The sequence below is a fragment of the Paenibacillus sp. N119s genome (assembly GCF_059447605.1).
In genome coordinates, this window is the sequence record NZ_JCAJRU010000163.1 from 1 (window position 1) to 11,795 (window position 11,795).

At 46.8% G+C, this 11,795-nt stretch carries 11 protein-coding genes; 10 read left to right on the top strand and 1 reads right to left on the bottom strand.

Going from position 1 to position 11,795, the window contains the following annotated elements; all coding sequences use genetic code 11:
• The 4 genes from AC5V8P_RS17555 to AC5V8P_RS17570 form a co-directional block, all read left to right on the top strand.
• On the top strand, nucleotides 1-363 hold a 363-nt coding region (locus AC5V8P_RS17555), incomplete at its 5' end, for a sensor histidine kinase (protein ID WP_495473745.1).
• A complete protein-coding gene (locus tag AC5V8P_RS17560) occupies nucleotides 360-1,124 on the top strand; it encodes a LytR/AlgR family response regulator transcription factor (protein ID WP_064796826.1) in 765 nt (254 codons plus the stop codon). The genes AC5V8P_RS17555 and AC5V8P_RS17560, both read left to right, overlap by 4 nt.
• 135 nt (nucleotides 1,125-1,259) lie before the next feature.
• Nucleotides 1,260-2,513: an L-lactate MFS transporter gene (locus AC5V8P_RS17565; RefSeq protein WP_064796825.1), complete on the top strand. Its 1,254-nt coding sequence runs from the start codon at nucleotides 1,260-1,262 to the stop codon at nucleotides 2,511-2,513.
• A gap of 177 nt (nucleotides 2,514-2,690) precedes the next feature.
• The gene (locus AC5V8P_RS17570) at nucleotides 2,691-3,602 is read left to right on the top strand and encodes a serine/threonine protein kinase (RefSeq protein WP_064796824.1); all 912 of its coding nucleotides are present in this window, start codon (nucleotides 2,691-2,693) and stop codon (nucleotides 3,600-3,602) included.
• Between the two features lie 38 nt (nucleotides 3,603-3,640).
• Here AC5V8P_RS17570 and AC5V8P_RS17575 read toward each other — a convergent pair whose 3' ends face one another.
• Nucleotides 3,641-5,731, bottom strand: a complete 2,091-nt coding sequence (locus AC5V8P_RS17575; protein ID WP_064796823.1) for a vWA domain-containing protein — start codon at nucleotides 5,729-5,731, stop codon at nucleotides 3,641-3,643.
• A 638-nt stretch (nucleotides 5,732-6,369) separates the two neighbouring features.
• Here AC5V8P_RS17575 and AC5V8P_RS17580 point away from each other — a divergent pair.
• From AC5V8P_RS17580 to AC5V8P_RS17605, 6 genes are all read left to right on the top strand, one after another.
• A complete protein-coding gene (locus AC5V8P_RS17580; RefSeq protein WP_063212089.1) occupies nucleotides 6,370-8,538 on the top strand; it encodes a hypothetical protein in 2,169 nt (722 codons plus the stop codon).
• 119 nt (nucleotides 8,539-8,657) lie between these two features.
• Nucleotides 8,658-9,083, top strand: a complete 426-nt coding sequence (locus AC5V8P_RS17585; protein WP_007431573.1) for a hypothetical protein — start codon at nucleotides 8,658-8,660, stop codon at nucleotides 9,081-9,083.
• 131 nt (nucleotides 9,084-9,214) lie between these two features.
• Nucleotides 9,215-9,664 (top strand): J domain-containing protein, encoded by a 450-nt coding sequence (locus tag AC5V8P_RS17590; RefSeq protein WP_063212072.1) that lies wholly within the window; start codon nucleotides 9,215-9,217, stop codon nucleotides 9,662-9,664.
• 32 nt (nucleotides 9,665-9,696) lie between these two features.
• A complete protein-coding gene (locus AC5V8P_RS17595) occupies nucleotides 9,697-10,245 on the top strand; it encodes an FHA domain-containing protein (RefSeq protein ID WP_063212073.1) in 549 nt (182 codons plus the stop codon).
• A 67-nt stretch (nucleotides 10,246-10,312) separates the two neighbouring features.
• The gene (locus tag AC5V8P_RS17600; protein ID WP_040103097.1) at nucleotides 10,313-10,840 is read left to right on the top strand and encodes an FHA domain-containing protein; all 528 of its coding nucleotides are present in this window, start codon (nucleotides 10,313-10,315) and stop codon (nucleotides 10,838-10,840) included.
• Between the two features lie 35 nt (nucleotides 10,841-10,875).
• Complete coding sequence (locus AC5V8P_RS17605; protein WP_063212074.1) at nucleotides 10,876-11,706, top strand: PP2C family protein-serine/threonine phosphatase; 831 nt, start codon at nucleotides 10,876-10,878, stop codon at nucleotides 11,704-11,706.
• The last annotated feature ends 89 nt before the right edge of the window (nucleotides 11,707-11,795 follow it).

The following is an 11,795-nucleotide window of genomic DNA, read 5'->3' on the forward strand; positions in this document are numbered from 1 at the left end:
GGTAATCGGCTTCAGGTGGAGTATGTAATGGATGAGGTTTCCGTGCGTATTCCAAGCCTAATCATCCAGCCCTTGGTTGAAAATGCGATTAACCATGGAATTCTCAAGAAAAAGGGGCCGGGTACAGTAACCATTTCTGTAAAGGACCGTGGCGAAAAAGTGCGTATTTCTGTAGCTGATACCGGGGTGGGTATACGGGACGATGTGGTGGATAACCTTTATCATGATCAGGTTCCGGCTAAACAGATCGGCTTGTACAATGTGCACAGAAGGCTCAAGCTGATGTATGGTGAAGGAGTCATTATTCTTAAACATGATCCGGGCACCGAAGTTTATTTTGACATACCAAAGGAGAAGTCATGAAGGCCATAATTGTAGAAGACGAGCTTCCGGCGCGTGAAGAGCTGGAGTATCTTATTCAGACGCATAGCAGCATTGAGGTGACCGACAGTTTTGAGGATGGATTGGATGTGTTCCGGTTTCTGCAAGATCAGGAGACGGACGCGATTTTTCTGGACATTAACATTCCTTCGTTGGACGGGATGCTGTTGGCGCAGAACATTAGCAAATTTGTCAAAAAGCCCTATATTATTTTTACGACTGCCTATAAAGAACATGCGGCGCAGGCCTTTGAACTGGAGGCATTTGACTATATTCTCAAACCCTATGATGAAAAACGGATCGCATCGATGTTACGTAAGCTGGAAAATGCTTATGAACAGCGGAACGCTCAAATACAGGAGCCTGTCCAGGCTGGGCAAACTCGCGTGGCTGAAACCAACACCGTTGCTGCTCCGGGACGTATTAATTTGCTGAAAAATGACAAAATTATCGTAACGGATGCGAACGATATTTACTATGCGTGTGCGCAGGAAAAGGTAACTCATGTCTTTACAAGGCACGAAGAATATACGATGCCGATGAGCATTTCGGAATTTCATGCCCGGCTGCCGCAGCAGGATTTTTTTCGCTGTCACCGATCTTACACGGTGAATCTGTCGCAGATCCGTGAAATTGTACCTTGGTTCAATCATACGTATCTCCTGCGCTTGCGTGGACTAGAAGCTGAAATTCCGGTAAGCCGTAGTAAGGCCAAGGAATTTCGGCAAATTATGCGACTTTAAAGGCATTTCATTCCGCAATAGGTGCATTTCATTCCTCAAATGATTTCTGGCTGACATACAGGGTTATAATAACCCGTGTAGAGAGAATCCATGATAATTGATGCTGTAGAGCCGGAATGAAAAGAGGAGATTATAATGAAATCAAACAGCGGAAATCGCCTGCTGGTCGTGCTTGGAACAATTATTGTTCAGATGGGGTTAGGTACCATTTATACATGGAGTTTATTTAATCAACCGTTAGTGGACCGCTTTGGCTGGAACCTCAGTTCAGTCGCTATTACATTTTCAATTACCAGCTTTGCCCTAGCGTTTGCTACGTTATTCGCAGGCAAGCTACAGGATAAATGGGGACTTCGTCGTCTGATTTTGTGTGCAGGTATGGTGCTAGGGGCAGGGCTCATGCTCAGTTCACAGGTAACTTCGTTATCCCTGCTTTACATTTTGGCAGGTATTGTCGTAGGTTTTGCGGATGGAACGGCATATATTACATCACTATCGAATTTGATTAAATGGTTTCCTGAGAAAAAAGGACTTATTTCCGGTATTTCAGTTGGGGCCTACGGAACAGGCAGTCTGGTATTCAAATATATTAACGGGTCGCTGATTCAGTCCGTTGGCGTATCGCAAGCGTTTTTGTATTGGGGAATCATCGTGTTGATCATGATCGTCGGTGGTTCTTTCCTGGTGAAAGAAGCAGTAGTTCTGAATAAACCTTCGGTACAAGATGGAGCTGTACAGCGGGACTACACCGTTAAAGAAATGCTGCGCACCAAGCAGGCCTACCTGCTGTTCGTCATGTTCTTTACCGCTTGTATGAGTGGCCTCTACTTGATTGGAGTGGTCAAAGATATCGGCGTACGGATGGCCGGCTTAGATGTAGCCACAGCTGCTAATGCAGTCGCCATGGTCGCTATTTTCAATACGGCGGGTCGGATTATTTTGGGTGCGCTATCCGATAAGGTAGGTCGTCTGAAAGTGGTAGCAGGTGCACTTTTAACAACGGCAATTGCAGTTACAGTACTGAGTCTGGTACCGCTGAATTTTGGCTTGTTCTTTGCCTGTGTAGCAGGAATTGCTTTTTGCTTTGGCGGCAACATTACAGTCTTTCCTGCCATTGTAGCTGACTTCTTCGGACTGAAGAACCAAAGCAAAAACTATGGGATTGTGTATCAGGGCTTTGGTCTTGGTGCGCTGGCGGGATCATGTATCGCAGCCTTGCTCGGCGGATTCATCCCGACCTTTACCACGATTGCTGTGCTGTGTGTCGTATCGTTCCTGATTGCCCTCACCATTCGCACTCCCGAACAAGGTAAAGGCAAACTGCGCAGCGAACGGAAGAAAAATACCAACGGTGTGCGCAGTATGAAGCCAGGTACAAAATTAGGTTAAATGATTTGAGAAAATAGGACCAGATAAGAGCCAAAAGGCCTGTCATCATTTCTCTAAGGGAGATTATGGCAGGTTATTTGTTTTTCGTATAACTTAATTTACGGTATAATAAAAAGACGTGTAATAAGCCGATATATACAAAAGACATAAGCTAAGAACCTGACAGGAGGACGAGTCATGATCGTGGATACAAGCGGGAATCTGCTTGCCCGCAATACGAAGCTGCGAAATACATATCAAATTCGAAGCGCCTTGTCCCGCAGTGAGCTGGCCATCGTGTATACGGCAAGGCTGTTGGATAATCGAGAAAAAGTCATTGTAAAGGAATTTTTTCCGAATGCGCTGGCTTTGCGGGGGCTGGATCGAAAAACGGTCACTTGCAGCGCTTCGATGCAATCCAAATATGTGGAGTTTATGCATTATTTTTTGCGTGAAGGGCAGATGTTAAAGGAATTAAATCACCCGGGGGTTGTCGGTTACATAGATCATTTTGAGGAAAATGGAACTGCCTATCTGGTCATGGAATACTGTGCAGGCAAGACGCTGGACCGAATGATGAAAGAAGAGGCGGTGCCTACGTCTGATCCTGTTTTTTTATACCAAACGCTGCTGCCTTTAATCGATGCCCTGGAGTATATTCACAGCAAAGGAATTATTCATCGGGATATTAAGCCAGGCAATATTATGATTGGGGACAATGGCAACATCAAGCTGATTGATTTTGGCTCTGCTGTACATTTTGAAGGCAAGGAGCATCCAATCTTCACCACGGCAGGCTATTCTCCGCTGGAATTTTACTCTAACCGTTCACGGCAGGGACCAGTGTCGGATATTTATAGCTTGGCCGCCACGCTGTATTATTGCCAAAAAGGATCGCCTCCACCGGATGTGCCTGGCAGATTATTTGCAGACCGGACCGAACGGATTCGGATCGAAAATGCAGGAATTTCATTACTGCCGTATGTCATTCGGCGCGGTCTGGAAGTACAGGCTACCAAGCGTTGCCGCTCACTTCGATGGTTTAAAGCCGCCCTACGTGCGGAATATTGGATAAAAAAAGGGAAGCGCCCACCTCTTACGGTTCGTTAATCGTAAGAGACGGTGCTTCTCTTTTTTTCGGATGGACGTTATCCTGTCGGAGCTTGAATATGGTCGGTGTAGACTGAAGTATTCGGCTTAATTGCTTTGTAGCGCAGCTCAATTTCAGTGACGCCGTCCTCAAACGTGATGTACAGCTTATCACCATATGTCATGACCGCTTTTTTGTTGCGGGTCAATCTGACTTTTCCATGCTGCAGGGCGCAGCGTGTATCATGCTTCACGATCAGAGCCCCTTTTTTACCTGCGGAGAACAGGATACGTTCCGCTTCTGGCAACGGTTCGTGAACGTCAAGGGTACGGAACAACTCCTGCAAGCTGACCTTACGGCCCGGAAAGGAGGTGAGCGGCCAAGATTTTACCGGAATCTCCTGTCCACTTGCTGTAGCGAGAAAATATCCTTCGATTCTCCCGGCAAACTGCGGCTTCGGACGCAAGTACCAATACAGAAGAGCGGCGATCACAATACTGATAGCTATCGTCCATTTAATGGCCGTATACCGCGATTGGACAGATACGGTCAGTATAGCGCTGCTGGACGCTCCTTCCGGGTCTGTAGCGGTGATCTTTAGCTTCGTGTCACCAGTGTGAAGCTCGGATAGCAGCAGGTCATTACCGTTAATCTCAGCATGAATCGCATCCCCGGAGGCTTCTGAATCGAGTTTATAGCTCAGCTTGTCGTGATTGGGATCAACAATAAAATCCGATAAGCTTCGACGGGAATCACCGTCTTCTTTTACCAGGCGAATCGACAGTTCTTTTAAGACCTGTGGTGCTGCATTGGCTGCGTGAACCTTATGTACAGTTCCCTTACGGTACCACTGCGGACTATCTAGGGATAGCTGCCATGTATAATCACCGGTTTGTGGGAACGCATATTCGGTATGAAAGGCTCCTGACTTATAGGTCATAAGCACCTTTTTAGCTGTACCTCCCTTTACAGGGGTAACTATAAGATGGGCTTGGAGAGATGTATAAACAGCTTCATCTGTAAGCTTTTGCCCATCCGGTAACAGGAGCTGAGCTTGAAATGGTGTCGCTTGTCCTTTCAGCAATGGTATAGGCTTGTCGCCATGAGTTGCTGTTGCTTGCGCTCCCCCCATAGTAGCTTCAGCTTCCAGGCGATAGCTGCCAAGTAAATTGATTTTAACTAGATCCCCGCGAATGCCCCGCAATTTCAGCTTCACCTTACCTGACTGTGGATGCTCAATTTTCAAAATCGCATATCGGCTCGACTTGTACCTGCGGACATTTTCTGAATTGGAGTAGAGCTGGGTTTCCAGAAGGGGATGCTCCGACAAAAGCACCAGGTTGGCTTCCTCCATACTAGAATCCGGTAGAGTCACCGTTAGCTCTTGCATCTCGCCAGTAGTCGTAATTGCAGCAACGGGAACGAGCTTGGAGCGAATTTGACTGGCAAAAATCCGGTTCAGAATTTCCGGCAGATCCTCGGCGCTGCTTGTAATAAAAGAAGCTCCTCCCGTCTGAGAAGCGATCCGTTCGAGTTCTTGCCGGTTCACTGTGCCGTCATGGTTCAGACCAATCGTATACACCGGGTATCCCTTGGTCTGTGCAGATTTGATGACAGAGGATACATCGTTATTGGAGTCACCTTTGGAACGAGCACCCGAAGAGGCACCAAAATCAGTTTCTCCATCTGATAATAAGATCATAAAAGGCTGACGCCCCTGGGATGCTCCTGCGGCTAGCAGTTCCGAACCTTTACGCAATCCAAGTCCCAAATCTGTATAGCCAGAACGGTGAAGGGTTCTGATTTCCTGCTGGATCTGAGATTTTTGCGCCGCCACGCCAATCGAGGTTAGTGGCTTGGAGGCGACAATGTGGTGATTGTAAGCAACGAATCCCACACGTGTACGGTCTGCATCACTCAAGTCCATAAACATACTGATGACTTCGGCAGCAATCCCCTCAGGATCGGTATCCCGCATGGAATAACTGGTATCCAATACAAACACCGCATCATAACCCTCGACCGGGACTGCTCCTGAAGATGCTGCACCAGCCTGATTTACAGGGCAAATGCCCCCATTTAAGCCAATTTGAAAAAATAGTACAAAAGTCATAAAAGTGATGATTCCAAGTTTCCTTATTCTGAACATATGCTCCTCCTTCAGCGAGGCCGATACGGGTGTGTCAACTCTCCCAATCCTTGGGATATAAGGGATAAAGGACCGAAATAGCTGAAAAACCTCACATTAGCCATGAATTTGATACTTTTACGCCTCTCAGAAATATCCAATGAACTTCTATCGGTCATTGGATTCCATTTGTGAATATTTCCCTGAAGAAACAGGTCTAACATATCATAAAAGTTACGTATGTACGCATAAAATGAGTCAAAATGCCCTGTTTCAATCTGGGACTACAGAAATTGACAAAACTGAAGGGTGCTTTGTATGATAGCTTTCGTATCAACGGCAAAAATTGGGATTGAAGTTAGGAATACGAAATCATAAATTTGAAATTTCTGTGTTATCTGACTTTTGATTTTGAAATGATATCTCGTTTATATGCCTGCCGTTAAAAGCCGAATGACACTTCGGAACGATTTTTGAGGTTACATGCCTGTACCGTAAATGTGGTATAAGCTCAATCCTTTGACGAATTTAAATGTTAAGTAGGGGGGAGGAGGCAAAAGAACTAAAAATGGGTATTCGTCTGTTTCAAATTGGACATTCCATGTCCGTATCTGGAGCAATGGACCTATAACTCATACTTTATTCATTTGCCGACAGCGATGGAAATCATTTATCAAACCAACCGGACTATGCTTTTTGAAGAGATTAACCCGGAAAAGCTGGACCTGATCACCATTGTAGGTGATGTGAAGGGTATCGACAGCTTGAGTGATGAGAAGATCAAGGAAATTAATCAGCACCTTCTGGTGCGCAGCTTTGATGAATTTTTGGATAAGTTTTCACCGACCGTGTATTCGTTTTTTAACGCGGCCAATCAAAAAGTTGTCTACACCCTTAAAAAGCCTGAGGGGATTGATGAGGACAGCATTTCAGAGATTCGTATAAACCAAAGTAATGATTTTCTGAAAATGTTGTTTACGCTCATCGATACCAAACGCAGTCAGGGAATTACCAATGTAGATTTCAAATTTGAAAATCTGCTGGATATGATCTCACCGAAAAAGGTTATGGACGATATTCGTCAAGTCCGCAAAGAAATTCACTATATGTACGGTGAATACGACAAGCTGGATGATGGTGATCCAAAGAAACTCGACATGGGTGACAAGCTGAATGCCATGTTCGAGGAAGCCAGCCAGAACTATAACAACGTCATGGCTATGCTGCCACTGGCCATTGAGGACATCAAAACCCGACTTCTGCTCGGGGGCGCTCAAGAGGAAAATGCGGGTGAGTTGATCCAGGTGGGTATGCTCTCCATTGGGGAAAGCGGCGAACTGAAAATTATTGAAGCGCCGAAGAGCGAAAGTACTGAGCTGATGCTGTTGGATGAGAACAGCACTGGTGATCTCTCGCAAGTATTCGAAGAAGATTACAACTCTATCACAGATACGCCTTCTGATTATGTGAAGGACTTGGTGGTTCGCACGTTTGTGCCACTTCCAGCTGTTCAGACCAAGGTTGACACAGCGGTTGAAGTTCAGAACTACAACACGTATCTGGAGTTCTATAAAAATGCCAAGGATGATTTCGTGAAGGCGGTTAAGCCGCTGGTAGAAAAAATCCTCGGTGTCAAAATGTTCTTCGACCAATATGCGACGAAGAGCAAAGGAATGCTGCCAACAATGCTGGTGGCGAATAACAAGCTGGACATGCTGGTGAAAAGCAGCAATATCCCGCGCTTGGAAACCTACCTGAACACGGTAAATGCCAAAAATGAATTCAGCGACACCATTTGGTTCGGGATCGTTCCATCAATTGAGCTGGAAGCAGCTGGTAAGGTGAAGGTGTCTCGTGAACGCTTTAAGGGCAACGAGAAGGTCGTGAAGCAAGGCGGAAATTCAATGGAATCGCTCTCGATGCTGCTGCAAGTCGTGAAGGATTACAAAATTCAAATGTTCTTTAACTTTGAATCCGGTGAAGAGACGACCTTCAACAGCATGGCGACAGCAGGCATCGACAAATATGTCGATAAATGTGCAAGCCTTGTACGCAGAGAATACAGCGAATTTGCGATTCCTTGTGTACCAAACTTTACGATTATTCCGAAGGATAAATCGGGTGTCATTATTGATAGCAAAATGCTACAGACCGAAGACGGTGTGCAGCTTTCCAAGGAGAAAGAAGATATTCTCAAGCTGTGGATCGAGGGCGTATATGTGGGCGCTGCCTACGTGGCCGCTGGCTTGGTCGCTGCCTATCAGTGTCCTGAATACCTGCGTGAAACGTTCAAGACGGTCAATAAAAACTTCCCTGGCGTACGCTTTGACATCGAAGCGGGAGACAACAGTCTGCGCACGGTAACAACGATGGCCAAGGAAATCACCGGCTTCACCAACACGATCAAGGATGCCATCAACCGTAAAAACTTTGGCTTTGTATTCTCATCCGAGAATGCACAGATTCAGGATAAGGATATCCGCCGGATTACCGTCTACAAGGCGAGAAGCATGGCGATGTCTGAGGATGGCTTTGACTCCATCTACAAGACGCTGGTCAGCACGTACATTGAGCGCATTTTGCGCTACCAAACAGGAGACTTCAAGCACGAGAATATCGTCCGCTTCTTCAGTAACAATCCGAGCAGCCAGAAGAGCAAGTGGCTGAGCAGCAGAGGATCTGTGAACTCGATCATTCAGGACGGAGACGATATGAGCTTCATTATTGATGAGAAAAGCAATATGTGTCATATCGATCTGGTCTTCAATGGCAATGTGAAGAACCTGGAAGTCATGATCACTAAGGGAACCAGTTCGGTCAAATCATGATCCGAACACTACGAAAGATGTTAGAGGCGTTTCTATCCAGGACCGCCTTTATACATAAATCGCGAAGAAGCTCTGCTTCTTCCGCCATTATATTACCTAATTTCAAGGAGGCAACACACATGGGATTCAGATTGAAAGTAGAAGGACAAGAAACAATCGAGCTGGGCTTGGATAACATCCAAACGGTTATTTATGACACCGATACACCGGACGATTCCAATGCGCGCTCCACTGACGTAGGCTCCACGTTGCGCATCAGCGGTAAAATCATCACAGCAGTAGACGGTGACAGCGCAGATGACACGCTGAAACTGGCTTTGTGGTCTCTGGTCCCTGCTGAAAAAGCAGACAGCTACCGTAAAGTAACACTGGAAGTTATCGCAGCGGATCAAGTGGTTCGTAAAATCTACTTCCCGAATGCGTTCGTTGTAGACTACAACGAGCACTTCGGCGACACAGAAGGTGTAGGTGCATTTACACTCTACATCAAACAAAAGAAAGACAAAACCGAGTTGGCTACTATCGACGGCGGTTATCCGGTTTAAGCTTAACGTCTTAACGTTAAGCGCAGCTTAAACACACACACTCACCCGGCACACAAGTGCAGGGTGGATAAATATTAAGAGGCCTACGGGTCTCTTAATATTTATTTTTTCGGAGAGGGGAACATCACACAATGACCAACTACTATGAGCTGCTCGGTGTCGGCCGGGATGCTTCGGAGGCAGAGATTAAGAAGGCTTATCGTAAACTGGCCAAACAGTATCATCCAGATACGAACCAGGGAAGCGAGGAAGCAACGCGCAAGTTCAAGCTGATTCACGAGGCTTACAATACCTTGCGTGACGAAGCATTGCGGCAGGCATACGATGCTGAGCTCATCCGAAAAGCAACGGGAACTAGCGGAGAACAGCAGGAGAGAGCGAGAGGGGCAGCACCTTCTGGCGGTACGCGCAAGACGACTAAAGGATTCAATCCGGCTGACATTGGCACTGATTTTGAGCAATTTTTCGGCTTTCATCCGAAAACCAAGGAGGGCTCACCAGGGAAGAAAACGAAAAAATCCGGTGATCCGACGGATACCTCGGCGATGTTCAACCAATTTTTTGGTATTCGTAAGAAGTGATGATTTCAGGATAGAAACGGGGGAAGCAAGCAGTGAAAAAGGCACAGAGCAGATGGGTTTTCATCATAGATGTTGCCATGTTCGGGCTGATGCTGGCGATCGCCTTTTATGTGTTTAATCGTACAGGCTACAGCGGTTTGAAGACCGTGGTCGCGATCGGTATTGGAATCAGCGTGCTTGTATACATACTGCGCAATCTGGTGTCCGTTGTACCTGTGCCCAAGCCCAAGACAGAGCGTAAACGGATTGCCAAGCTGGTGTTGATTGATGAAGAAGGTGAGTCCATTAAAGAATGGTATATCGAAGGCGAAACGTCGCTGTTAATCGGCAAAACAACATCGCGCTCTGAGGCGGATATTGATTTGGCAGGTACAGATTATGCTTCCTTGGTAAGTGTGGAGCATGCGGTACTCAACCGGGTAAACAGCGACTGGTTTGTGGAGGATGTGGATTCCGGCAATGGGACCGGGCTACGGTCTGCGAACGAAAGTGTCACCAAGAAGCTGGAAAGTGGCGAGCCTTACCGAATTTACTCAGGTGATTTGTTATATATTGCCAATACCAGACTGCTCGTTAAATAGATGAAGAAGTTGCGACATCCTTAGATCGCTGTGAAGACAATCATGACAATGGGGGAAGGAAACGACTATGAGTTTGACAAGATGCCCGAACGGACACATGTTCAGTACACGAAAGCACGGAAATACGTGTCCTTATTGCAATACAGTAGTAAATATAGCCGCACCCAAGAACGCCGAACCAGCAGCGAAAACAAATGTGGCAGGAGACGATGACAAAACCATGCCATATCTAGGCGAAACGGTGGGGATTCATCCGGTAACTGGATGGCTGGTATGCATCGAAGGTGCACAGGTGGGCCAGGACTATCGCATTATGGCGGAAAAAAACTTTATCGGGCGCGCTGAGGAAATGCATGTTCGTATTATCGGGGACAACACAATTTCCCGCAGAAATCATGCGGTCATTGTGTATGATCCGAAGAAACGCAACTTTTACTTGCTGCCAGGCGATTCGTCAGGCTTGGCGTATCACAATAATGAGGCGGTATATTCACCAGTGGAGCTGGCCGCTTATGACGTGATTCAGCTCGGGCGCAGCAAATTTATCTTTATTCCGCTGTGTGGTGCTCATTTTGAGTGGGATAACGAAAACTAGAACGGAAGTAGGCAATGGTGCAGGGAGGTAACGATATGCAGCCTTATTTTGTTGTATGTGGAACTGCGGTGCTATTCGCCGTTCTTCTCATCATCCGTATACGACTGACGCGAAGTTCTGGCAGCCGTACCATGAGTGGAATTGAAATCGGAAACGGTCAAACGATCGGGAGCCGGAGTGAACAGGATGATTATTTTTCCAGTATGACCACCCCTGTCGGTACGCTGGCTGTTGTCGCAGATGGGATCAGCGGGCTGGCCAATGGACGCATGTCCAGTACCTTGGCTGTGACGACTTTTACGAAGGCGTTTGCCAAGTTGGACGATGCAACGAATTTGAACAGATATTTTGCCGAGGCCGCAACTCAAAGCAATCGCGGCATTCTGCAAAATTTAAACGGGCAGGGCGGAGGAACGACGCTGGCGGCGGTCATTGTATGCGGCTATCAGCTGTATTACGGAGCGGTGGGCGACAGCCTGATTACCATTTACCGCAATGGTCATTTTCAGACAGTCAATTCCAAGCATACAGCGGAAACACTGCTGGAGGAGCGAGTGCTTGCTGGACAAATGACTTCGGAGGAGGCCAAAACGAGTCCTGTACGGAATCAGCTGGTCAACTACTTGGGCTATGAAGGCTTTGAGAGCATGGAACTAGGGACTGCACCCATTCGTCTGTATTCCGGTGATCATGTGCTGCTGTGTAGTGACGGTATTCAGGAGGCGCTAACGGAGATTGAAATGGAAGAGATCATGCGCAGGGGTGGCACACCGCAGGAAGCGGCGGATGCCATGATCGACGCTATTAATGATAAAGGCTATAAAAGTCAGGATAATGCGACAGTACTTATTTTGGCGATAGGATGAAACAAGAAAGACGGGGATAGCGATGCGCAAGGACAACAGCGATTTTAGTACCGCCTTTGTGTCGGAAGCGGGCTCTTACATAGACAACC

Coding starts and splice junctions, on each gene's coding strand:
- AC5V8P_RS17570 (WP_064796824.1), top strand. CDS start 2,691: ATGATCGTGGATACAAGCGGGAATCTGCTTGCCCGCAATACGAAGCTG.
- AC5V8P_RS17580 (WP_063212089.1), top strand. CDS start 6,370: ATGGAAATCATTTATCAAACCAACCGGACTATGCTTTTTGAAGAGATT.
- AC5V8P_RS17605 (WP_063212074.1), top strand. CDS start 10,876: ATGCAGCCTTATTTTGTTGTATGTGGAACTGCGGTGCTATTCGCCGTT.
- AC5V8P_RS17565 (WP_064796825.1), top strand. CDS start 1,260: ATGAAATCAAACAGCGGAAATCGCCTGCTGGTCGTGCTTGGAACAATT.
- AC5V8P_RS17560 (WP_064796826.1), top strand. CDS start 360: ATGAAGGCCATAATTGTAGAAGACGAGCTTCCGGCGCGTGAAGAGCTG.
- AC5V8P_RS17600 (WP_040103097.1), top strand. CDS start 10,313: ATGAGTTTGACAAGATGCCCGAACGGACACATGTTCAGTACACGAAAG.
- AC5V8P_RS17585 (WP_007431573.1), top strand. CDS start 8,658: ATGGGATTCAGATTGAAAGTAGAAGGACAAGAAACAATCGAGCTGGGC.
- AC5V8P_RS17590 (WP_063212072.1), top strand. CDS start 9,215: ATGACCAACTACTATGAGCTGCTCGGTGTCGGCCGGGATGCTTCGGAG.
- AC5V8P_RS17575 (WP_064796823.1), bottom strand. CDS start 5,731: ATGTTCAGAATAAGGAAACTTGGAATCATCACTTTTATGACTTTTGTA.